Annotated in this window: 21 protein-coding genes; 3 read left to right on the forward strand and 18 right to left on the reverse strand. The window is 62.2% G+C overall.

Annotation, left to right across the window (positions count from 1 at the left end):
• Positions 1-26 precede the first annotated feature (26 nt).
• The 3 genes from F3J24_RS02650 to uvrB all read right to left on the reverse strand — a co-directional run bounded on the left by F3J24_RS02650 (position 27) and on the right by uvrB (position 4252).
• Positions 27-1247, reverse strand: a complete 1221-nt coding sequence (locus F3J24_RS02650; protein WP_029158470.1) for an IscS subfamily cysteine desulfurase — start codon at positions 1245-1247, stop codon at positions 27-29.
• A 173-nt stretch (positions 1248-1420) separates the two neighbouring features.
• Entirely contained in the window at positions 1421-1957 is a 537-nt protein-coding gene (gene iscR / locus F3J24_RS02655; RefSeq protein ID WP_003054211.1) for a Fe-S cluster assembly transcriptional regulator IscR, read from the reverse strand.
• A gap of 228 nt (positions 1958-2185) precedes the next feature.
• Positions 2186-4252 (reverse strand): excinuclease ABC subunit UvrB, encoded by a 2067-nt coding sequence (gene uvrB / locus F3J24_RS02660; protein WP_167002476.1) that lies wholly within the window; start codon positions 4250-4252, stop codon positions 2186-2188.
• A gap of 174 nt (positions 4253-4426) precedes the next feature.
• Between uvrB and F3J24_RS02665 the strand changes: the two genes are divergently transcribed.
• A complete protein-coding gene (locus F3J24_RS02665) occupies positions 4427-5623 on the forward strand; it encodes an amino acid aminotransferase (protein ID WP_167002478.1) in 1197 nt (398 codons plus the stop codon).
• A 190-nt stretch (positions 5624-5813) separates the two neighbouring features.
• Here the strand turns inward: F3J24_RS02665 and ygiD are convergent, their stop codons facing one another.
• Positions 5814-6740, reverse strand: a complete 927-nt coding sequence (gene ygiD, locus F3J24_RS02670) for a 4,5-DOPA dioxygenase extradiol (protein ID WP_167003417.1) — start codon at positions 6738-6740, stop codon at positions 5814-5816.
• A 260-nt stretch (positions 6741-7000) separates the two neighbouring features.
• Here ygiD and F3J24_RS02675 point away from each other — a divergent pair, with 260 nt between their 5' ends.
• Positions 7001-7891 carry a CoA transferase gene (locus tag F3J24_RS02675; RefSeq protein ID WP_167002480.1) on the forward strand — a complete coding sequence of 297 codons (891 nt, stop codon included), beginning with the start codon at positions 7001-7003 and terminating at the stop codon, positions 7889-7891.
• 36 nt (positions 7892-7927) lie between these two features.
• On the opposite strand, the gene F3J24_RS02680 is transcribed toward F3J24_RS02675, so the two are convergent.
• The 4 genes from F3J24_RS02680 to F3J24_RS02695 form a co-directional block, all read right to left on the reverse strand.
• On the reverse strand, positions 7928-8950 hold the full coding sequence (locus F3J24_RS02680; RefSeq protein WP_167002481.1) for an aldo/keto reductase: 1023 nt from the start codon (positions 8948-8950) through the stop codon (positions 7928-7930).
• Between the two features lie 248 nt (positions 8951-9198).
• Entirely contained in the window at positions 9199-10155 is a 957-nt protein-coding gene (locus tag F3J24_RS02685; RefSeq protein WP_167002483.1) for a 3-hydroxyacyl-CoA dehydrogenase, read from the reverse strand.
• A gap of 10 nt (positions 10156-10165) precedes the next feature.
• Positions 10166-11113: an alpha/beta hydrolase gene (locus F3J24_RS02690; protein ID WP_167002485.1), complete on the reverse strand. Its 948-nt coding sequence runs from the start codon at positions 11111-11113 to the stop codon at positions 10166-10168.
• 52 nt (positions 11114-11165) lie between these two features.
• Positions 11166-12626, reverse strand: coding sequence for an NAD(P)/FAD-dependent oxidoreductase (locus tag F3J24_RS02695; RefSeq protein ID WP_167002488.1), 1461 nt, complete (start codon positions 12624-12626; stop codon positions 11166-11168).
• 230 nt (positions 12627-12856) lie between these two features.
• Between F3J24_RS02695 and F3J24_RS02700 the strand changes: the two genes are divergently transcribed.
• Positions 12857-13864 carry an AraC family transcriptional regulator gene (locus F3J24_RS02700; protein ID WP_240154218.1) on the forward strand — a complete coding sequence of 336 codons (1008 nt, stop codon included), beginning with the start codon at positions 12857-12859 and terminating at the stop codon, positions 13862-13864.
• A 154-nt stretch (positions 13865-14018) separates the two neighbouring features.
• Here F3J24_RS02700 and F3J24_RS02705 read toward each other — a convergent pair whose 3' ends face one another.
• From F3J24_RS02705 to F3J24_RS02750, 10 genes are all read right to left on the reverse strand, one after another.
• A complete protein-coding gene (locus F3J24_RS02705) occupies positions 14019-14978 on the reverse strand; it encodes a Gfo/Idh/MocA family oxidoreductase (RefSeq protein ID WP_167002492.1) in 960 nt (319 codons plus the stop codon).
• Between the two features lie 88 nt (positions 14979-15066).
• Entirely contained in the window at positions 15067-15936 is an 870-nt protein-coding gene (locus F3J24_RS02710) for a class III extradiol dioxygenase subunit beta (RefSeq protein ID WP_003054198.1), read from the reverse strand.
• Between the two features lie 3 nt (positions 15937-15939).
• Positions 15940-16398, reverse strand: a complete 459-nt coding sequence (gene ligA, locus F3J24_RS02715; RefSeq protein WP_043003743.1) for a protocatechuate 4,5-dioxygenase subunit alpha — start codon at positions 16396-16398, stop codon at positions 15940-15942.
• A gap of 82 nt (positions 16399-16480) precedes the next feature.
• Positions 16481-17398 (reverse strand): amidohydrolase family protein, encoded by a 918-nt coding sequence (locus tag F3J24_RS02720; RefSeq protein ID WP_167002494.1) that lies wholly within the window; start codon positions 17396-17398, stop codon positions 16481-16483.
• A gap of 30 nt (positions 17399-17428) precedes the next feature.
• Positions 17429-18418, reverse strand: a complete 990-nt coding sequence (locus F3J24_RS02725; RefSeq protein WP_167002496.1) for an MBL fold metallo-hydrolase — start codon at positions 18416-18418, stop codon at positions 17429-17431.
• 44 nt (positions 18419-18462) lie between these two features.
• Positions 18463-19146, reverse strand: a complete 684-nt coding sequence (gene ligK, locus F3J24_RS02730; protein ID WP_003067555.1) for a 4-carboxy-4-hydroxy-2-oxoadipate aldolase/oxaloacetate decarboxylase — start codon at positions 19144-19146, stop codon at positions 18463-18465.
• 133 nt (positions 19147-19279) lie between these two features.
• The gene (locus F3J24_RS02735; RefSeq protein ID WP_148729526.1) at positions 19280-20308 is read right to left on the reverse strand and encodes an amidohydrolase family protein; all 1029 of its coding nucleotides are present in this window, start codon (positions 20306-20308) and stop codon (positions 19280-19282) included.
• Between the two features lie 40 nt (positions 20309-20348).
• Positions 20349-21746, reverse strand: coding sequence for an MFS transporter (locus tag F3J24_RS02740; RefSeq protein WP_167002498.1), 1398 nt, complete (start codon positions 21744-21746; stop codon positions 20349-20351).
• Between the two features lie 162 nt (positions 21747-21908).
• Positions 21909-22601 (reverse strand): substrate-binding domain-containing protein, encoded by a 693-nt coding sequence (locus tag F3J24_RS02745; RefSeq protein ID WP_205244576.1) that lies wholly within the window; start codon positions 22599-22601, stop codon positions 21909-21911.
• A gap of 385 nt (positions 22602-22986) precedes the next feature.
• On the reverse strand, positions 22987-23484 hold the full coding sequence (locus F3J24_RS02750) for a hypothetical protein (RefSeq protein ID WP_167002500.1): 498 nt from the start codon (positions 23482-23484) through the stop codon (positions 22987-22989).
• Between the last annotated feature and the right edge of the window lie 10 nt (positions 23485-23494).

Here is a 23494-nt window from a genome sequence, read left to right on the forward strand (position 1 = left end):
CCTCTTGAACTCTTTGTAATCTGTGCTTAGTGTGCAGCCCATTGAATAGTGCTGAGGTCGATGCCGTCTTTGTACATCTCCCACAGCGGGCTCAGCTCGCGCAGCTTCAGCACGTTTTCGCGGATCGACTTGATCGCGTAGTCGATCTCCTCCTCCGTCGTGAAGCGACCAAAGGTCATGCGCAGAGAGCTGTGCGCCAGCTCGTCGCTGCGGCCCAGGGCACGCAGCACATAGCTGGGCTCCAGGCTGGCGGATGTGCAGGCAGAACCCGAGGACACGGCCAGACCCTTGATACCCATGATCAGCGACTCGCCTTCGACGAAGTTGAAGCTCATGTTCAGGTAATGGGGAACACCGTTGTCCATATCGCCGTTCACGAACACCTGCTCCAGATCCTTCAGACCGTCGAGCAGACGCTGGCGCAATGCACGGGCGTGCGCCATATCCTTGGCCATCTCTTCCTTGGCGATGCGGAAGGCCTCACCCATGCCCACGATCTGGTGGGTTGCCAGCGTGCCCGAGCGCATGCCGCGCTCATGACCGCCACCGTGCATCTGAGCTTCCAGGCGCACACGCGGCTTGCGGCGCACATACAGTGCACCGATGCCCTTGGGGCCGTAGGTCTTGTGCGAAGCCAGACTCATCAGGTCGATGGGCATGGTTTGCATGTCCAGATCCATCTTGCCCGAAGCCTGGGCGGCGTCGACGTGGAAGATGATGCCCTTTTCACGGCACAGAGCGCCAATGGTGTTCAGGTCCTGAACCACACCGATCTCGTTGTTCACGGCCATCACGCTGGCGAGGATGGTGTCGGGACGGATCGCCGCCTTGAACACCTCGATGTCCAGCAGACCGTTTTCCTGCACGTCCAGATAGCTGACCTCAAAGCCCTGGCGCTCCAGTTCACGCATGGTGTCAAGCACAGCTTTGTGCTCGGTCTTCACGGTGATCAGGTGCTTGCCCTTGCCTTGGTAGAAATGCGCTGCACCCTTGATGGCCAGGTTGTCGGACTCGGTCGCACCGCTGGTCCAGACGATTTCGCGCGGGTCGGCGCCAATCAGATCGGCGACCTGCTTGCGGGCCTTCTCGACGGCTTCTTCGGCTTCCCAGCCCCAGGCATGGCTGCGCGATGCGGCATTGCCGAAATGTTCACGCAGCCAGGGGATCATGGCGTCCGCCACGCGGGGATCCACCGGAGTGGTTGCACCGTAGTCGAGATAAATGGGAAAGTGCGGGGTCATGTCCATGACTGGCTCGTCTTGTTTTTGGCTGACAAATCGTGAGGAATCGATGCACCTTGTGGTGCCATCAGGGCGAGAAAACATGCCGCACAGCCATGCATGTATCCAGGCCCTGACTATCGGAGTCGGGCTTCAGAGTGATCTGGTCGCCGCGCGAGCACTGCTCGAGCGGCTGCGGATCAGGATTTCGCGAAGGCGTTACCCAGGGCGAACACCGAGTTCGGTGCGTTCACACGGATGGGCTTGACCACGGGCGCAGTGGAGATGGCGCGGCGCACCACGGGCTTGTCCTCGATCTGGATGCCCTTGGCCAGTTGTTCGTCGACCAGCTTTTGCAGGGTGACGGAGTCCAGGAATTCCACCATGCGCTGATTCAGCGCGGCCCACAGTTCGTGGGTCATGCAGCGGCCGGCTTCGCCCAGACAGTTTTCCTTGCCACCACACTGGGTCGCATCAATGGGTTCATCCACCGAGACGATGATGTCAGCCACGGTGATGTCTGTTGCCTTGCGGGCCAGCGTGTAGCCGCCGCCGGGGCCACGGGTGGATTCCACCAGTTCATGGCGACGCAGCTTGCCAAACAGCTGTTCCAGATAGGATAGCGAAATCTGCTGACGCTGGCTGATGGCAGCCAGGGTTACAGGGCCATTGTTCTGGCGCAGTGCCAGGTCGATCATCGCGGTAACCGCAAAGCGGCCTTTGGTCGTAAGACGCATACGAGCTCCTTCAGTCAGGATTGTTCGTTACAGAAACGCACGCCTGGTCACAGTACCTAGACGAGCACAGTCTCCGCCCTTACTCCGTCCTGTGATTAGGTTCAGAGCCCTTCTGTGAGGGAAGTTTGTTGTTGAGTGTTTGACGCGAGTATATCACATTCCCCATCAATTTTGTCGGGTAACAGCGTGCACTCACGTAATAACCCTGGGGTTTGCGAAGGAATATTCCTACGGCGCCGCGCCGAACAATTGCTGCTTGAGAAGCGAGAGCTGGTCTCGCACACGCGCTGCCTGCTCGAATTCCAGGTTCCTCGCGTGCTCCAGCATTTGCTTCTCCAGACGCTTGATCTCCTTGGCAATGTCTTTCTCTGACATATCCTCGACACGTGCCTGCTGTAGAGCCTGCTCCTGCAGACGTTCGGCCTCTTTGCCGCTCTTTTCGCTGTAGACACCATCAATCAGGTCTTTCACCCTCTTGACAATCTGCCTGGGCACGATTCCGTTGGCTTCATTGAAAGCCATCTGTTTTTCGCGGCGTCTTTCGGTTTCGCCGATGGCTTTCTTCATGGACTCGGTAATGCGGTCCGCATAGAGAATCGCCTTGCCGTTGACGTTGCGCGCCGCGCGACCGATGGTCTGGATCAGGCTACGCTCGGCACGCAGAAAACCTTCCTTGTCGGCATCCAGGATCGCCACCAACGAGACCTCGGGAATATCCAGGCCTTCGCGCAGCAGGTTGATGCCGACCAGCACATCGAAGGCCCCCAGACGCAGGTCGCGGATGATTTCCACGCGCTCCACCGTGTCCACATCGGAGTGCAGATAGCGCACCTTCACACCGTTGTCGGTCAGATATTCGGTCAGCTGCTCGGCCATGCGCTTGGTCAGCGTGGTGATGAGCACACGCTCCTCCAGCTCCACGCGCTGGCGGATTTCCTGCAGCACGTCGTCGACCTGGTGGATGGCCGGCCGCACTTCGATCTCGGGATCGACCAGGCCGGTGGGGCGCACCACCTGCTCCACCACCTGCCCCGCATGGGTCTTTTCGTATTCGGCGGGTGTGGCCGAGACAAAGACCACCTGGCGCATGCGCTGCTCGAACTCCTCGAACTTGAGCGGGCGGTTGTCCAGCGCCGACGGCAGGCGAAAGCCATATTCCACCAGCGTGGTCTTACGCGCCCGGTCGCCGTTATACATGGCGTTGAGCTGGCCGATCATCTGATGGCTCTCGTCAAGGAACATGATGGAGTCGCGCGGCAGATAGTCGGTCAGCGTGCTGGGCGGATCGCCGGGCTGCGAAGCCGAAAGGTGGCGCGTGTAGTTCTCGATGCCCTTGCAGTGCCCCACTTCGCTGAGCATTTCCAGATCGAAGCGCGTGCGCTGCTCCAGGCGCTGCGCCTCCACCAGCTTGCCCATGCCCACGAGTTGCTTGAGGCGCTCGGCCAGCTCTTCCTTGATGGTCTCCACGGCCGCCAGCACCTTGTCGCGCGGCGTCACATAGTGGCTGCTGGGATAGATGGTGAAGCGCGGAATGTTCTGGCGCACCCGGCCCGTGAGCGGATCGAACAGTTGCAGGCTCTCCACCTCGTCATCGAACAGCTCGATGCGAACGGCCAACTCCGAATGCTCGGCCGGGAACACGTCGATGGTGTCGCCGCGCACGCGGAAGGTGCCGCGCGAGAAATCCTGGTCGTTGCGCTGGTACTGCATGCGAATCAGCTGCGCGATCGCGTCGCGCTGATTGAGCGTGTCGCCCGCGCGCAGCGTCATGATCATGCGGTGGTAGCTCTCGGGCTCGCCGATGCCGTAGATGGCCGAGACGGTGGCCACGATCACCACGTCGCGCCGCTCCATGATGCTCTTGGTGCAGGACAGGCGCATCTGCTCGATGTGCTCGTTGATGGCGCTGTCCTTTTCGATGAACAGGTCGCGCTGGGGCACATAGGCTTCTGGCTGGTAGTAGTCGTAGTAGCTGACGAAGTACTCGACCGCGTTTTTCGGGAAAAACTCCCTGAACTCTGAGTACAGCTGTGCCGCTAGCGTCTTGTTGGGCGCGAACACGATGGCCGGTTTGCCCAGACGCGCGATCACGTTGGCCATGGTGAAGGTCTTGCCCGAGCCCGTCACGCCCAGCAGCGTCTGGAAGGACTCGCCGTCATTGACGCCTTCGACCAGTTTTTCAATGGCCGCGGGCTGATCTCCGGCGGGCGGATAGGGCTGGAACAGCTCGAACGGCGAGTCCGGATATTGCACGAAACGGCCTTGCGGCTCGGCAGTCATATTTTGTTCTTGCATGATCTCATGTCCATGACGCATAGGGTAAGCGCGAGTAGAATGGCAGCCCAACCCTCAAGCCTAACCTAGGCTGATGCGTTTTTTCGAGCACCGGGCAATGCCCTGTCCGTCAAACGCGCTCGGAGCAATAGCTGGGGGTGACCTGACTTATTTCCATCCCTCAAGGATTTTTTCATGTCTCTGTTTACCGCCGTCGAAATGGCCCCCCGCGACCCCATCCTGGGTCTGAACGAGCAATTTGCTGCTGACGCAAACCCCAACAAAGTGAATCTGGGCGTGGGCGTGTACTTCGACGACAACGGCAAGCTGCCCTTGCTGGAGTGCGTGCAGGCCGCCGAGAAGGCCATGATGGAAAAGCCCACCGCCCGTGGCTACCTGCCCATCGACGGTATCGCCGCCTATGACAACGGCGTCAAGGCCCTGGTGTTCGGTGCCGAGTCCGACGTGGTCAAGTCCGGCCGCGTGGCCACCGTACAGGCCATCGGCGGCACCGGCGGTCTGAAGATCGGCGCCGACTTCCTGAAGAAGCTCAACCCCAACGCCAAGGTCCTGATCTCCAACCCCAGCTGGGAAAACCACAAGGCCATCTTCACCAACGCAGGTTTTGAAGTCGGCTCCTACGCTTACTACGATGCAGCCACCCGCTCCATCGACTTCGCCGGCATGCTGGCCGACCTGAACGCTGCCGCCGCCGGCACCGTGGTCGTGCTGCACGCCTGCTGCCACAACCCCACCGGCTACGACATCACTGCCGCCCAATGGGATGAAGTCATTGCCGTCGTCAAGGCCAAGGGCCTGGTCGCCTTCCTGGACATGGCCTACCAGGGCTTTGGCCACGGCATCGCCGAAGACGGCGCCGTGATCGGCAAGTTCGTGGCCGCCGGCCTGAACATCTTCGTGTCGACTTCCTTCTCCAAGAGCTTCAGCCTGTACGGCGAGCGCGTGGGTGCCCTGTCCGTGGTGGCTTCCGACAAGGACGAAGCCGCTCGCGTGCTGTCGCAGCTGAAGATCGTCATTCGCACCAACTACTCCAACCCACCCACACACGGCGGCGCCGTGGTGGCAGCCGTGCTCAACAACCCCGAGCTGCGCGCTCTGTGGGAAAAGGAACTGGGCGAGATGCGCGTGCGCATCAAGGCCATGCGCCAGAAGCTGGTCGACGGCCTGAAGGCTGCCGGCGTGCAACAAGACATGTCCTTCATCACCACCCAGATCGGCATGTTCTCGTACTCCGGCCTGTCCAAGGACCAGATGGTGCGCCTGCGCTCCGAGTTCGGCGTGTACGGCACCGACACCGGCCGCATGTGCGTGGCTGCGCTGAACAGCAAGAACATCGACTATGTCTGCAAGGCCATCGCCGCTGTGATCTAAGTTCACGATTCGGGGCCTGATCCCTGAAAGCAAAAGAGCAACGGACTTTTAATCCGTTGCTCTTTTTATTTGGTTGCCTCAGTTCCGGTTCAATATTCGATAGCTGCTAGCGCCTTACTCATATTGTTTTTAGATAGAAAAGTATCTGAAAACCTTTTGAATCAAGCGCAGCAAGCTATCAAAATCTTAATCAAGCGCTCAGCCCCCAGATGGCCGAGCGCATGGACAGCGCCGCATACTGGTAGGCCGTGTTGAATACACGCGGCGCTTCACCCTCCTGCACGGCACCCGCCGCATACAGCAGGGGCAGATAGTGGTCGTGTGTGGGATGGGCCAGACGGGCCTGCGGACCCCAGTCCAGAAAGGTGCTCAGATCGACCAGATTGCCGCTGTCCAGGCGCTGCTGCACTTCGGTGTCGAACTGAATCGTCCAGTCATAGGCCTGGTTGTCGCTGGCTCCGCGCTGCATGGCGCGCAGGTTGTGCACGACATTGCCGCTGCCCACGATGAGCACGCCGCGCTCGCGCAGCGCACGCAGCTGACGTCCCATCTCGAAATGCTTTTCGGGAGCCAGCCCGTAAGGCATGCTCAGCTGCATGACGGGAATCTTCGCATCGGGAAACATGGGCAGAAGCACCGACCAGGTGCCATGGTCAAAACCCCATTTCTGGTCCACCAGCAGGGCCGATCCGTCCAGCGGCGAATGCAGCTCTGCTGCGAGCTGTCTGGCCACTTCGGGCGCACCGGGCGCCGGATATTGCTGATCGAACAGCTCTTGCGGAAAGCCGCCAAAGTCATGAATCGTGCGCGGCTGGGCCATGCCGGTCAGCGCCCAGTCGGACTCGGTCAGCCAGTGGGCCGAAACGCAGAGAATCAGCTGCGGCGCAATGCCCTTGGCCGTCAGCTCCTGGCCCAGCGCCTTCCAGCTCTGGCGCCAGTGCGTGTCCTCGATCACATTCATGGGGCTGCCGTGCCCCAGGAACATCACCGGCATGCGCGGCGAAGGCTTGAGCTGCTGCAGCAGCTGCTCGGGCAACAGGGAAGAAGAAGTGGAGTTCATGGAAAAAGCCTTCCAGCCCCCGGCGGCGGCCAGCACGGAGGCTGCACCCAGGGACAAAAGCGTACGTCTACGCATCTCGGTCAATCGAATGCGCCACTAGGGGCGCTTTATACAGATGGGGCAAGCTTGCCACAGTGCAACAGCGCCTGAAAGCACCGCCACCGCAACAGACTGTCCTGAAAGTGCCAGGGTCAAGGCCTGGCTTGCACTACAACCGCAGTTGCACAAGCACGATGCAGGCCAATCAGGCTCAGTCAAGGGCTTCGATCCTGATGCCCCCTGGCTTGCACAAGTCCAGACAAGGAATGCTCCCACTCATGTCCAGCACCGCCATTCAACCCCTGCAAGGAATTCGCATACTCAGCCTGGCTCTGAACCTGCCCGGCCCCGCCGCCCTGTGGCGTTGCGCCGGCATGGGAGCCGATTGCCGCAAGCTCGAACCTCCAGCCCCCAGCGCAGGCCGCGGCGCCGACCCCATGGGCCTCTACTGTCCCGATGCCTATGCGCAGATGCATGACAAAGTGCAAACCCTGCAGGCCGATCTCAAGACCGCCGAAGGCCAGGCCAGCCTGCATGCGCAACTGGCGCAAACCGATGTACTGCTGACCTCGTTCCGTCCCTCGGCCTTGAACAAGCTGGGCCTGGGCTGGGAAGCCCTGCAGCAGCGCTACCCGCGGCTATCACTGGTGCGCGTGGTCGGCAGCGCGGGCGAGCTGGCCGATGTCCCCGGCCATGACCTCACCTATCAGGCTGAAGCGGGCCTTGTGCACAGCACCGCCCTGCCCCCCAGCCTGTTTGCCGATATGGCGGGAGCGCTGATGGCCAGCGAGGCCGTGCTCCAGGCCGTGCTCGTCAGCAGCCGCAGCGGACGCGGCATCCTGCGCGAAGTCGGACTGGCCCAGGCCGCGCAATGGCTGGCCCTGCCCTGGCACTGGGGCCTGACCCAGCCCGCGGGCGATGTCGGCGGCGCCCACGCAGGCTACCGCATCTATCCCTGTGCCGACGGCATCGTAGCCGTGGCCGCGCTGGAGCCCCACTTTGCACAGCGCCTGTGCGAAGCGGCAGACCTGGTGTTCAGCCATCCCACCGATATGCGCAAGCCCGAGATTCATCAGGGCGTTGCACTGTTTCTGGCCGCGCGCAACTGCGAGGAGCTGATGCAGCTAGCCCAGGACAGGGATATTCCCCTGCATGCCCTGCCCGCCTAAGCGGTCAGAGCCCGCCAGCACAATCTGCGTTCAGCCTCAGGCGGGCCGCTTTTCAAACGCGTATTTCTCGGTATCCACCTCGCCCTGGCCTTGCAGTGCATAGCGGTCGCCGGCAATCGCTTCAGGCTTGAAGATGTCATCGAGCTCGGCCAGCAGCTCGGCGTCGAGATGGACGCGGCCACCGCGAATGTCTTCGTGAAGATGCTCCACACTGGTGGTGCCGGGCAAGGCAATCACATGCTCGCCCTGGTGCAGCACCCAGGCGATGGCCAGCTCGGCCAGCGTGCAGCCGGCCTTTTCCGCCACGGCCTGCATGGGCGCCAGCAGGCGCAGATTCTGCGCATAGGCCTCGCCGGCAAAGCGCGGCATGGCGGCGCGGATATCGCCCTTGACCAGGTTGTCCACCTGCTGCAGCTTGCCGCTGAAGAAGGCGCGGCCCATGGGGCTGAAGGCCACATAGGCAATGCCCAGTTCCTTGCAGGTGGCAAGCGTGCCCAGCTCTGCATTGCGCGACCACAGCGAATATTCGCTTTGCAGCGCGGCAATCGGGTGCTCCTTGTGCGCGCGGCGCAGCGCATCGGCCCCCACTTCCGACAGGCCCAGGGCGCGAACCTTGCCCTCTTCCTTCAGGCGCGCCATCTCGCCCACCGACTCCTCAATGGGCACGTTCTTATCCCAGCGATGCAGATAGTAGAGATCGATCACATCGGTGCCCAGACGCTTGAGACTGTCTTCGCAGTTCTGGCGCAGGGTTTTGGGACGACCGTCGATGACGCGGCGCATCACGCCGTCTTCGCCGCGCACGCCGGCCATGCCACATTTGCTGGCCAGGGTGATGTGGTTGCGATGAGGCTTGAGCACGGGGCCGATCAGCGATTCGCTGGCGCCAAAGCCATAGAGCGCAGCGGTGTCGAACAGCGTCACGCCCGCATCCAGCGCAGCATGCAGCACGGCGTGCGACTGCTCGGTGGAAACGGGGTTGCCGTAGGCATGGCAGAAATTCATGCAGCCCAGCGCCACATTGGCCACGCTGAATGGGCCGATTTTGCGGTTTTCCATTAACTTTCCTTATGCATCCAAAGGCCTTCAACCGAACCAAGCGCGGGCGCAGGCCGCTATACAAGCTGGAGCAATATTATTCCAGCAGCTGCCTTCCGGTTCGTGTATGGCCGATGCCAAGCCAAAATAATGTCCGCATCAAAATCTGTGCTCGTCAGGTGCCTGCCCGGCACCGCCTTACTTCAGCGCCAGGCACAGCCGCAGAGGCAGGGCCGCATGTGCCGTCGCCGTATAGGTGCACCAAAGGCTCAGGCTCTTGAAGTACAGCGGTCGACGATGTCGGCTAGCTGCGACAGCGTCGGCACCGCGAGAAAGTCCGCTGCTGCATAAGCCGGATTCGGGTAGTCGTAATAGCCGTTGCCCGCAAGCATGCCGGTACGGCCCTTGTCCATCAACTGGGTCTTGACGTATTCGGCATTGGCCAGCTGCTGCGCATCGCCCTGCAGCCGGCCCCAGTAGGAGGACACGTCGTAGCAAGTCTTCATGCCGACGATATCCATCATGCCGAACGGCCCCATGCGGGCACCGCGGTTGGCAATCAGGAAAGTGCGGTCCACATCCTCGGGCGTGGCGATGCCGTTGGTCACCAGCGTCTGGGCCGCCTTGAGCAGTGCGGGGAACCAGGTGTTGATGACATAACCGTTGTGCTCCACGGCGATGGGAATCGGCACCATGCCGGTCTCAATGCCGAAGCGGGTGACAGTCTCCAACGTGGCCCGGGCCGTCACCGCGTGCGGCATGATTTCCACGACATTGGCCGACCAGATGTAGTTGGCGTAGTGCAGCGCACAGAACTTTTCGGGCCGGCCCGTGGCAGCCGCGAAATCGCTGGGCAAAAAGGTGGACGAATTGGTGGCGACCACGGTATGGGCCTGCAGCAGCGGCGCCATCTGTTGGTAGACACCGGTCTTGACATCCGGGATCTCCGGCACGGCTTCAATGACCAGATCGGCCTTGGCCACGGCCTGTGCCATGTCCGTGGTGAAGCTCAGGCGCTGGCGCGTGGCTTCGATGTCGGCTTCACTGGCGCCCATTTCGGCCAGATAGATGGCGGCGTACTGCGCCTGTGCTGCGTGGCAGCGCTCCAGCGCTTCTTCCGAGATGTCGTAGACAACCACGGTTTTGCCCTTGAACGCGCTGTGCCAGGCGATCTGCCCGCCCAGCACGCCCGAACCCAGGACGGTCAAATGATTCACATGGGTCATATTGGTTTCCTTAACGGGTTTGCGATTTCAGCAGCGCGGCAAAGCGCTCGATGCTGCGCGTGATGACGGCCTGCGCGCTCGGCGACCAACGGCCCATGTCGAAGAAGCCATGGATCATGCCCGCCCCTTCGATCAGTTCGGCCCGGCCACCTGCGGCGCGCAGCGCATGGGCATAGGCCGCGCCCTGGTCCCGCAGCGGATCGAATTCGGCATTCACGATCACGGCAGGCGGCAGGTTGGCCAGGCTTTGGGCCTGTAGCGGTGCCAGGCGCGGGTCCAGCGTATCGGCGTAGCCGCCCGCGTAGTGGTTGTAGAACCAGGCCATGGTTTCGGCTTCGAGGAAGTAGCCCCTGCCGTTCTGCTCGGCGCTGGCGTACTCGGCGGCAGCATGGTCCACCGCTGGATAGATGAGGAACTGCGCAGCCAGAGGAATGCCCTCATCGCGCAACTGCTGCGCCACCACGGCGCAGAAGTTGCCGCCCGCGCTGTCGCCCGCCACGGCCACAACGTTGCTGCCACCGAGTTCATGTGCGTTGGCAACCACCCATTTCGCAGAGGCCACGGCGTCTTCTATGCCTGCGGGAAACGGATGCTCGGGTGCAAGGCGATAGTCCACCGACACCACCACGGCCTGCGCGCCACGGCAGATTTCACGGCACATGTTGTCATGCGTGTCCAGGTTGCCGATGACATAGCCCCCGCCGTGGAAATAAGCCACGGTGGGAAATGGCCCCGTGCCCTCGGGCCGATAGATGCGCGCGGCCACAGGGCCCGCGCCACCGGGCACAGAGATGTCCTGAACGCTGGCCACGGGCACGATCTGCTCCGGTGTGAGCGAGCCACGGGTCAGCGCCAGATAGCCGGCACGGCCTTCTTCGGGCGTGCCGTCCGCGGTGGCTTTCCTGTTGGCAGCGGCCAGTTGCTGCAGGACGCCGGCCAGATGTGGATCGAGAGCCATGTTGAAGTCTCCTGTCGTTGTAAAGAATGAGGGAACGGATACGGGGGAGGACCTAGCGATAGGCCAAGGCAGCATCCTGCAGCGATGCGGCAGACAGAACCACGCGCTCTTCTGCGTACTCCATGTCGCTTTTCCAGGGATGGCGATCACCCTGGCCGTACATCATGTCCTGCGCGCGCAGGACGTAGCCGGCGTTGAAGTTGTCGGCCTCTATCCACGACCGGCGCTGCATATCGGAATCAGTTGCGGGCACGGTGGGCCGCACCTCTGCGTGGCCGTGCTCCTGCATGTGGGCGAGCAGGCGGCACACCCAGTCGCATACCAGATCACAGCGCAGCGTCCAGCTGGAGCGGAAGTAGCCCTGGGTGTAGGCCATGTTGGGCAGACCCTCGACCATCACACCCCGGTAGGAGATGCGCTCGCGGAAGTCCACCGGCGCGCCATCCACACTGAACGGAATACCACCCAGCAGCTTGAGGTTGAAGCCCGTGGCGGTGACGATGATGTCGGCGTCCAGATGCCCGCCGCTGGTCAGTTGGATGCCGTCAGCGTCGAAGTTCTCTATGGTGTCCGTCACCACCGAAGCCTTGCCCTCGCGCATGGCCTGGAAGAAGTCGCCATTGGGCACCACGGCAATGCGCTGCTGCCAGGGGCGGTAGCTGGGGTTGAAGTGCTTGTCGATGTCAAAGCCCTCGGGCAGGTGCGAACGGATCTCGCCAAGCAGAAAGGCGCGCATCGCTTCGGGGTGTTGCCTCGAGGTTTGCACGATCTCGTCGGTGCGCGCGATAAAGGCGCGGCGCATGATCTCGTGGTACCAGTCCTCGGGCAGGTTCAAAGGCTTGAGCAGCGGCACCAGCGGATGCTCGGATGCGGGCAGGAAGAAGGTGGGCGAGCGCTGCAGCATGGTCACATGGCCCGCATCCGGCGCCAGACTGGGGATCAGCGTGGCCGCCGTGGCACCCGAGCCTATGACCACGATGCGCTTACCCGCGTAATCCAGGTCCTGCGGCCAATGCTGGGGGTGAATGACCTGCCCCTTGAAGTCCTTGAGCGTCGGCCACTGTGGCGTATAGCCCTGGCCGTGGTCGTAATAGCCGGCGCAGACCCAAAGAAACCCCGTGGTGAAGGTCTGCACCTCGTCCGAGCCGCTGTGGGTGACTTCCAGCGTCCAGAGCCTGCCTTCGGACGACCAGCGGGCCGATTGCACCTTGTGGCCGTAGCGGATCAGCGGGGCCAGACTGTTCTCCTCGATGGTCTCGGCCAGGTAGTGGCGAATCTCGTCCGCCGTGGCGATGGCATTGCCTGTCCAGGGCTTGAAGCCATAGCCGTAGGTGAACAGGTCGCTGTCCGAGCGCGCCCCCGGGTAGCGGTGCGTCCACCAGGTGCCGCCAAAGCCGTCCATGGCTTCGAGGATGGCGAGGCTGCGGTCCGAGAACTGCTCACGCAGATGGCGGGCCGCGCCAATGCCGGAAATACCGGCGCCGATGATGAGAAAGTCGAAATGCTGTGCCATACCGGTTGTCTCCTGCTTGTCTGCTGGGGCGTGAGCCGACAGGAATGTGCAGGGATCGCGGCCTTGAGGTGAAGCTCCTGCCTAGGCCCAACTTGCGTCAATCGTGTCTGTCACGCAGCCATGCTAGGTCTAGCCCTATGGCAAAACTTGTGTTTGCGCGACAGGATTTTGATGTTGAACGACATGCAGTACATACCCCAATGCCTGCCAAGCCTGCTGATTCCGCCGTCATGACCAGTGTCCGCGCCGCCTCGCTCGCGGGCTTCGAAGAATTGGTACGCGCACAGGGCGGCGACCCCGCCGCCATTCTGCGCGCCTGCGGCCTGGTGCCTGACGATCTGGCCGACCCCGAGCGCTACCTGCCCAGTCACGCCGTGGCCCTGGCCATAGAGGAAGCCGCCTGCGTGCTGGGCGTGCAGGATTTCGGGCTGCGCCTGTGCGCCCGGCAAGGTGTCGAAACCCTGGGCCTGCTGGGGCTTGTCATACAGTCAGCGCCCACCGTGCGCGAGGGCATGATGCAGGGTGGAAAGTACGTCCACTTTCACAACCCCACCCTGAGCTACAGAACCTTCATGGCGCCTGACGAGGGGCTGGAATGCGTGGAAGTGCTGTCACGCCTGCCCTCCCACGCCCCCATGCCCCAGGGCACGGAAATCTGCGTGGCCTATATGTGCCGCCTGATCCATGTGCTGTCCGAAGGGGCGCTACGCCCCTCCGCCATCCATCTGCGCCATGCCCCTGTGGGCAGCAGCGCGCAATACCGGCGGCACCTGGGCCAGTTGCCGCGCTTTGGCTCCAGCTTTGACGGCATTGCCGTCGACCCGCTGGCCTGGCGTCAGCCCATGCCTCGGCACAACCGGCTGCTGCAGCAGTTTGTCGAACGATTCCTGCTGGGAGCCGCGCCAGGCAGGGATACCAGTGTGACGGACCAGGTGCGCAACGCGCTGGCCAATCTGGTTCGCATGGGCATGGCCGACCTGCCCTCGGCGGCACGCGCCCTGAGCCAGCACCCGCGCACCCTGCAGCGACGCCTGCAGGCGGAAGGCGCAGCCTTCGAGGAACTGCGCGATAGTGCACGCAAGACCTGGGTAGCCCAATTGCTGGCACAGCCCGGGCTGAGCCTGGGCCATATCGCGCAATTGCTGGGGTATTCAGACCAAGCCGTGCTCACCCGAGCGTGCCAACGCTGGTTTGGCCAATCCCCCCGTCAGCTGCGCCATGGTTCTTGGGAGGGATAGCCTCGGTATAGGTTCTGGGTTCGGCCACACAAGAATGCGACCACGATCTCCTCGCGCAGCGACAGAGACTTTGCGCAACGAAACAAGCCCCCCGCAGCCACAGGCTGCGGGGGGCTTTCGTGCGGAGATGCGCCAGGCAATCAGTCCGCGCTGGTCAATCCGCGTTCAGTTGCTGCTCCAGGTCGTGCAGGACCTTGTAGCAGTTGAAGACCTGCTGCACGCTGGAGTTGGGCTCGCGGCCTTCGCGGATGGCGGCGAAGAATTCGCGGTCCTGCAGCTCGATGCCGTTCATGGACACGTCGACCTTGGACACATCGATCTTTTCGTCCTTGCCGTTGAACAGATCGTCGTAGCGGGCCAGATAGGTGCCGGTGTCACCGATGTAGCGGAAGAAGGTGCCCAGAGGGCCGTCGTTGTTGAACGACAGGCTCAGCGTGCAGATCGCGCCGTTGGCAGCCTTGAGCTGGATGCTCATGTCCATGGCGATGCCCAGATCCTTGTGAATCGGGCCTTGCACGGCGTTGGCCTTGACGATGGGGCTGCCGGCCTGGTAGGCGAACAGGTCCACGGTGTGAGCAGCATGGTGCCACAGCAGGTGGTCTGTCCAGCTGCGGGCCTGGCCCAGCGCATTCATATTGGTGCGGCGGAAGAAATAGGTTTGCACATCCATCTGCTGGATGTTGAACTCGCCGGCCTCGATCTTCTTGTGCACCCACTGGTGGCTGGGGTTGAAGCGGCGGGTATGGCCCACCATGGCAACGAGACCAGTCTGCTTTTGCAGCTCAGCCACTTCCTGGGCGTCCTTCAGAGCATCGGCCAGAGGAATCTCGACCTGTACGTGCTTGCCGGCCTTCATGCAGGCGATGGCCTGCTCGGCGTGCATCTGCGTGGGCGTGCACAGGATCACGGCATCGACTTCGGGCAGCGCCAGGCTTTCGGCCAGATCGGTTGCCACATGTGCGATACCGTACTTGTCGGCCACTTCCTTGGTCTGGTCAAAGCGGCGACCAACCAGGGAGACGACTTCCACGCCGTCGATGTTCTTGATGCCGTCCAGGTGTTTGATGCCGAAGGCACCCGCACCAGCCAGCGCTACTTTGATGGTCTTGCTCATGATTGGGATCTCCGTAGAGCCGCCTCAGGGAGGCGAAGCCCCCCACAGGGGGCAGTGAATATGCGAAGCAGCGAACGTGGGGAAACGTTTACTGATTCTCGAGGATCAGATGGCCCACTGCGGTGTTCGATGCGGGCACATGGTAGAAGCGGTGTGCCACCTTGGGCAGCGGTGCGGGACCGTCCACATCGGACATGGCGCCACGCGCGATCAGCCACATCACCAGCTCGATGCCTTCCGAGCCGGCTTCGCGCACATAGTCGATATGCGGCATCTGCGCCAGTCCATGCGGGTTCTCGACCAGCAGGTCCAGGAACTGGTTGTCCCATTCCTTATTGATCAGGCCCGCGCGCGCACCCTGCAACTGGTGGCTCATGCCGCCCGTGCCCCAGATATGCACATTGATGTCCTGGTCGTAGCTCTCCACGGCCTTGCGGATGGCGCGGCCCAGGTTGAAGCAGCGCTGGCCGGTGGGCACGGGATACTGCACCACGTTCACGGCGAAGGGGATCACCGGGCAGGGCCAGGAGCCGGTCTTGGGGTCCTGCTCGCCGCACATCAGCGACAGCGGCACCGTGAGGCCGTGGTCCACGTCCATCTTGTTGACGATGGTCAGGTCGAAGTCCTGCTGAATCACGGACTGGGCAATGTGGCTGGCCAGATCGGGATGGCCGACCACCTTGGGCACGGGGCGCGGACCCCAGCCTTCGTCGGCGGGCTGGAATTCCGCAGCCGTGCCGATGGCAAAGGTGGGAATGCAGTCCAGGCTGAAGGCCGTGGCATGGTCGTTGTAGACCAGGAAGATCACGTCGGGCTTGTTGTCCTTCATCCACTGGCGGGAGAAGTCATAACCCTTGAACAGGGGCGCCCAATAGGCTTCCTGGGTCTTGCCCATGTCCATGGCAGCGCCGATGGCAGGCACGTGCGAGGTGAAAACGGATGCGGTGATGCGTGCCATGTCTTAGTTGCCTTCCTGGTTCTGGTTGCCTGCGCTGCGAGCACTTCCTTGTGGCTGATGGTGTGCCTGCGCATCACCGTCCTCACCCACGTAGCGGTTGCCTTCGGCAGAGCGACCGCCGCCCATCATCATGGCGCGATACTCTTCTTCGGTCATGCCGGTCATGGAGCCGGCCATCTGCTGGAAGCTCTTGCCGTCGGTGGCGCCGATCTTGGCCAGGAAGTAGATATTGCCGCCGGTGCGCATGCACCAGTTCAGATCCCGCGCCAGCACGGCCTGCTTCTGCTCCTCGGTCATCGCCCACTCGTCGAGATAGGCACGCTCGTTGGCGCGAAAGCGATCGCGGTTCTCGGCCTTCATCAGGCTCATGCAGAACTGGTTGAGCCAGTAGCCCTTGCGAGACTGCTCGGCATCGAAAATGATGGTGCCGGGCACGTCCAGATACGGTTTTTCCAAAGCCATAAATTCTCCTCGTTTACGGATGGCGCAGCCCATGCGACAAGGCTGCGGCCTGTTTCCGGGTGTATGTGTCGCCGGAACTCCGTCAGGCCTCTTCGGGCCAGTACAGACGCATGGGGTTGTCCACCAGCAGCTTTTGCTGCAGCTCAGCGGTGGGAGCGATATGGGGAATGAAGTCCACCAGCAGGCCATCGTCGGGCATATGGTCCTTCAGGTTGGGGTGCGGCCAGTCCGTGCCCCAGAGGACGCGATCGGGGAACTCTTCGACCACGCGGCGCGCGAAAGGCACCACGTCCTGGTAGGCATTCTGCTCACCATGAAGGGCCTTGGGGCCGGTGACGGACAGACGTTCGGGGCAGGACACCTTGCTCCACACGTTCTGGTGCTCGCGCATGAACTTCAGGAACAGGGCGAACTCTTCGCTGTCCACGCCCTTGGTGACGTCGGGGCGACCCATGTGATCGACCACCACGGTGGTGGGCAGCGCGGTGAAGAAGTCCCAGAGCTCGGGCAGATCCACGGCTTCGAAATAGATCACCACATGCCAGCCCAGCTTGGCGATGCGGCCGGCGATCTCCATCAGCTCGTCCTTGGGCGTGAAGTCCACCAGGCGCTTGACGAAGTTGAAGCGCACGCCGCGCACGCCGGCGTCATGCAACTCCTGCAGCTCGGCATCGCTGATGGAGCGCTTGACCGTGGCCACGCCACGGGCCTTGCCGCCCGAGGACTTGCAGGCATCGACCATGGCGCGGTTGTCCGCACCGTGACAGGTGGCCTGCACCACCACATTGCGTGCAAAACCCAGATGGTCGCGCAGTGCATACAGCTGGGCCTTGCTGGCGTCGCAGGGGGTGTACTTGCGCTCGGGGGCAAAGGGAAACTCGTTGCCGGGGCCGAACACATGGCAGTGCGCATCCACAGCGCCGGCAGGCAGCTTGAACTGGGGCTTGCTGGGGTTGGCATACCAGTCCAGCCAGCCGGGGGTCTTTTCAAATTGGCTCATATCAATCCAGTCCTTATCTTGAAAAAGTGATCAGATCACCATCAAATCCTTGCCCACCACGGCATCGCCCTTGAAATGCTGGCGCACATCGGACAGCAGCATTTCGTCGGTAATGCTGGGGTCGTCGCCCGGCACGATGTGCGAGAGCACCAGCTTCTTGACGCCGGCGGCCGCAGCGATGCGGCCCACATCCACCGAGGTGGTGTGACAGGCCAGCAGATGCTCCTTGAGCGTGGCGGCATTGGGCACGCGCTTGACCATGGCGTCCACGGCGGGCACATAGATCACCTCGTGCACCAGCACATCGGCGCCCTTGGCCAGCTCGGCCACGGCCGGGCAGTAGGTCGTGTCGCCCGAGAAGACTACCGAGCGGTCCTTGGTGTCGAAGCGCAACGCAAACGAGTCCGCGATGGGCGGATGAATATTGCGCACCGCCGTCACCTTGACCTTGTCGTTCTCCAGAATCACGCCGGGCTTGGAGAACTCGTGCGTGTTCACCATCTTGCGCAGATCGGGCTTGCTCTCGTCGGGGATGCGGATATCGATGTCGAACTTCATGGACTCCATGAAGGCCTTGGTCATCGCATCCAGCGTCGGCGGCCCCCAGACATCGACCTGGTTGCGCAGGCCGGCAGCCCAGGCCGAATACAGCAAGGGACCGTATTCCAGGTTGTGGTCCGAGTGCATATGGGTGATGAACACCTTGCTCAGACGCGGCAGCGCAATGCCGGCCTTGACCAGCTGGGCCGCCACGCCATAGGCGCAGTCGACGACAAACGGCTCGCCATCAATCAGCAGCACGCTGGCCGGGTTTGAGCGCTCGCCGCCCACGCGCGGGCCACCCTTGGTACCCAGCAGCACGAGCTGCGTGCCCTTGTTCCCGGCTGCAGCCTTGACGGCCTGCGCCAATGCATTGCCGGCAGTGCCCAGACCCAGTGCGCCGGCGCCAGCCAGGCTGGCCGCTGCGGCGAGACAGTTACGGCGCGAGAGGTTCACGGAGGATTTGAAGGAAGAGAACATGCGGTTGCTCCTGTTGTAATGATTTTTGAGGACCGATGTTCCGATTAGTCGATGTACTTGAGACCGGCCTTTTCCAGAGGCTCGCGCATCTTGTACATATCCAGGCCGAGGACGCCCGAGGCCAGCTTGGCGCGCTTTTCGCCTTCGAAGCTTTCGCGCTTCTGGGCAGCGGCTAGCACTTCCACGGCACGCGCGGCGGGCACGCAGACCACGCCGTCGTCGTCGGCCACGATCACGTCACCGGGCGTGACCAGCATGCCGGCGCAGACGATGGGGATGTTGACCGAGCCCAGGGTCGCCTTGATCGTGCCCTTGGAAGAGATGGCCTTGCTCCAGACCGGGAAGTCCATCTCCTGCAGCGTCTTCACGTCGCGCACGCCGGCATCGATGATCAGGGCACGTGCGCCGCGCGCCTGAAAGCTCGTGGCCAGCAGGTCGCCGAAGTAGCCGTCGGTGCACTCGGCGGTGACTGCAGCGACCACGATGTCGCCGGGCTGAATCTGCTCGGCAGCCACATGCATCATCCAGTTGTCGCCGGGCTGCAGCAGCACCGTGACGGCCGTACCAGAGACCTGCTTGCCGGCATAGATGGGGCGCATATAGGGCTTAAGCAGACCGACGCGACCCATGGCCTCGTGCACGGTGGCGGAGCCCAGGGCGGCCAGGCCGTCAGCAGCAGCGCGGTCGGCGCGCTGGATATTGCGGTAGACAACTCCCAGTTCGTACATGGAAATACCTCTTTGCTTTGACGTTATTGAATCAAAAAAGTGAGCTGCTAGCGCCTGTGATTCATCACATTCAATTAGCTTTCTTATTGAAAGCCTTTCATGGCATGCGCCAGCAGCTCTTCTTTTTGAGAATTTACAGACCCTTGGCCTTAAGCGCCTTGTCCAGGCGCGTGAACACGCGGCGGGCATTGCCTTCATAGACGGCGTGCTTTTCATCGGCCGTCAGGTTCTGCGTGGCTTCGATGTAGCGCTTGGTGTCGTCGTAGTAATGACCAGTCTGCGGATCGATGCCGCGCACAGCGCCGATCATTTCGCTGGCGAACAGAATGTTCTTGGTCGGAATCACTTCCGTCAGCAGGTTGATGCCGGGCTGGTGGTAGACACAGGTGTCGAAGTAGATGTTGTTCAGCAGATGCTCTTCCAGCAGCGGCTTCTTCATCTCCTGCGCCAGACCGCGGAAACGGCCCCAGTGGTAGGGCACGGCGCCGCCGCCATGGGGGATCAGGAACTTCAGCGTCGGGAAGTCCTTGAACAGATCCGAAGTCAGACACTGCATGAAGGCCGTGGTGTCGGCATTCAGATAGTGGCTGCCCGTGGTGTGGAAGCAGCTGTTGCAGCTGGTGGAGACGTGGATCATCGCGGGGATGTCGTACTCCACCATCTTTTCGTAGATGGGGTACCAGCTCTTGTCATACAGCGGAGGCGAAGTCCAGTGACCGCCCGAGGGATCGGGGTTCAGGTTCAGGCCCACGTTGCCGTACTGCTCCACGCACTTGACCAGCTCGGGAATGCAGGTTGCAGGGTCCACGCCGGGCGACTGGGGCAGCATGGCGGCGGGAATGAAGTGATCGGGGAACAGCTCGCTGACGCGGAAGCACAGCTCGTTGCAGATGGCGGCCCAGGTGCTGGAGGTCTGGAAGTCACCGATGTGGTGCGCCATGAACGAGGCACGGGGGCTGAAGATGGTCAGATCGGAACCACGCTCCTTCATCAGGCGCAGCTGGTTGGTTTCGATGGTCTCGCGGATTTCATCGTCGCTGATCTTCAGATCGGCCACCGACGGGGTCTTGCTCGGGTCCTTGAGGCCGGCGATCTGCAAATCGCGCCATGCGCCCAGGGCCGCTGGCGCCGTGGTGTAGTGACCGTGTACGTCAATGATCATCTTCAAGCTCCGTTAAAAAATAATTCGTCTATCAAAAAGTTCAGTGCGCGCCGCCCAGGCCCAGCATGGAGGTGCGCGGTGCGCCGCCGGCATAGCGGTTCTTGACCAGCAGCGCCAGCGCAGCGATGACACCGGGAATGGCAACCACCATGAAGACCTGCGGCAACTCCAGGTGACGGCGCGACAGCTCGGCCACCAGGAAGGAGCCTGCAATGCCGCCAAAGCGGCCAATGCCCAGCATCCAGGACACACCGCTGGCGCGGCATTCCGTGGGGTAGTACTCGGCAGCCAGCGCCTGCATGGACGACTGTGCCGCATTCATCAGCAAACCGGCAATGAAGACCGAAGCCACCAGCATGCCCACGCCGCCGCCGAGCACCTGGCCAATGAAGGCCACGCCCAGGCTGGTCAGGAAGTAGCCGGCCGCAATGATCAGATTGGCATTCCAGCGGTCCATCAGCAGGCCGACAAAGATCGCGCCCACGCCGCCGAGCTGGAACAGCGCGGCAATTACGGCCGCCTGGCTGGCGGGCACGCCCGCTTCCTTGAACAGCACAGGCATCCAGTTGACCAGGCCATAGACAATCACCAGACCCATGAAATACGTCACCCACAGGGCCAGCGTGCCGACCAGATATTTCTGCGAGAACACCAGACGCAGGCCCTGGGGACCTTGCTGTGCCTGGGCGGCAGCCTCGCCGCCGTCGTTCAGAACGAAGCGCGCGGCATTGCGCGTGCCTGCGGCGATGCGCACCATCACCTTGCGTACGCGGTCGGCCGAGTAGTTCTTGAGCACCATGAAACGCACCGACTCGGGCAGCATCACGATCATCAGCACTGCCAGGATCAGGGGCACCACGCCGCCCACGATCAGCAGGCTGCGCCAGCCGAAATGCGGAATCATCCAGGCTGCGATAAAGCCGCCGAAGGCCGAGCCGATGGGGAAACCGCAGAACATGCAGTTGGTAATGAAGGAACGCTTGCTGTCAGGGCAGTATTCGTTCATCAGCGTGATGGCGTTGGGCATGGCGGCGCCAAGACCCAGGCCGGTAATGAAGCGCCAGATGGTCAGAGCCTGCAGATCGTGCACCAGGCCGGAAGCAATCGATGCACCGCCCATCACCACCGCGGCGATGATCAGCACGGTCTTGCGGCCCACGCGGTCCGCTAGCGGGCCCGCGCCCAGCGCGCCGAACGCCAGGCCGAACAGGGCAGCGCTCAGCACCGGGCCCAGATGGGACTTGTCGATGCCCCATTCGCCAAGCAGCGAAGGCGCGATGAAGCCGATGGCGGCGGTATCAAAACCGTCGAGCAGAACAATCAAAAAGCAGAGGAAGAAGATCCCCCATTGAAAGCCCGAGAACGGGCTCTCGTTGAGCACGGTCTGCACGTTGACGACCGTCGGGTCGGTGTTCTGTTTGCTAGTTTGCGAAGTCATATTTGGTATCTCAGTTGCCTCTCTTTGTCGCCTCTATCTCCTGTCTCGCGGCTGGCGCCAAAGCCTCAAAGGCATCTGGTACGTCCGTCACGAAAGGGCTATGACTGCCCTTTTGCTGGATGGGGTGCAGTGCCCAGGCCCCCGCCTGGACACGAAATCAATTCAAGCGGGCTCCATGCCCTGGCGACGCTTGGCCGCTGCGGCCTCAGGCGAAGCCATGAAGGCCAGCAGACGCTGCACGGCATCGGCATGGGCCGAGCCCGCCACCAGGCCGGCCGAAAACACCGTGTCGATGGCAATCGCGGCAGGCAGGCCGCCCACGATGCGAATGCCTTCGACGTGGATCAGCTCGCTCAGCTGTTGAAAGCCCAGCGCCACTTCTCCCGAAGCAATCATGGAGCCCACGGGAACGCCGGGCCTGGCCTGCACGATGCGGGACTTGATCTCGTCGGCAATGCCCCAGCGCTCGAACAGCTTTTGCAGCGCCACACCGCTGGGACCGGTGGAATAACCGATGCTGGGCGCAGCCAGCACGGCAGCGCGCACGGCCTCTTCCGAGCCGATATCGGGCTGGGCCGCATCGGCAGGCACGGCGACAGCGGTGCTGGAGAGCACCAGATCCACCTTGCTGCCTGCAACCACACGACCGGCGGCCTGCAGCTTGTCGATGGCGTTGGAGGCCAGGAAGACCACATCGAAGGACTCTGCACCGGACTGCACGCGCTGCGCGGCATCCACACCGCCCACGGATTCGATCTGCACCGGCTCGCCGCCCTGCTCCTGCCAGGCTGCGGCCAGATCGGCGAGGACCTGGCGGGTTGCCATGGAAGAAATGCCCTTGAGTGCTGCGCTCATGCCGAAAGACTCCTGAAGTGGATGCAGTGGCTGCCCTGCCAGATTCCGCAACCCAGCCTTCAAGGCTTTGCGAGCTACTCCCTCATGCTGCGGGCACACGGCATCGGCAGGACTGGGACGCTCGAACAGGGCTTGCGTCAGGGCAACCATCTAGTCAAAACGAATGAGACTATTGTCGATAGCCCTGAGCGCCCCTACTAGGCAAGCCCTCCGCTAGCAGCTATGCCATAAAGGCATAGCAAAGTGCTTGCTCATATCACGTATAAATACCTACAAACAAACCACAAAGCCAATAAAGAGAAAAGGCTAGATGCTATTTTTTCAATAGCATCCAGCCTTCATTGCTGTGCATAAGCAACAGTAAATTTAGTGGTTAACCCCTAATTCAGTCGCCATGGCGTCCATGTCCGCGACCATGGCCGCGCCCCCGGTCGTCACGATCATGTCTGTCCCAGTCACGTCGGTCGTGGCGATCGCCTCTGTCCCAGTGACGATGATCGCGACGATCATCACGCCAGTCGCGCCTGTCGTGATGGTGATGAGGCGGAGGTCCTGCACGCCAATGAGGTGGCGGATTGCGCAGGAAATAGACCGGCTGGCCGCACGCATGGTAGCGACCGCAGTAACGGCGCCAGTTGCGCGAATGGCCCGGCGGCACCCACATATAGATGGGCTGCACCTGCGGCACTACCGGGCCGCCCCACATCGGCTGTGCATAAAGCAGCTGCGGCGGCGCATTGCCGATATTGACCTGACCGTAGACCCCTGGCGACAGCTGCCCGGAAATGGAGCCGCTGATATAGGCCTGGGCCTGGGCTGCACCCGCTGCGCAAACCAGCGCCAAGGCTGCCAGGCTGCGGATGATTGAAGTGCGATTGGACATATATCTCCAT

The sequence above is a fragment of the Comamonas sp. Tr-654 genome (assembly GCF_011752915.1).
Taxonomy (GTDB): domain Bacteria; phylum Pseudomonadota; class Gammaproteobacteria; order Burkholderiales; family Burkholderiaceae_C; genus Comamonas.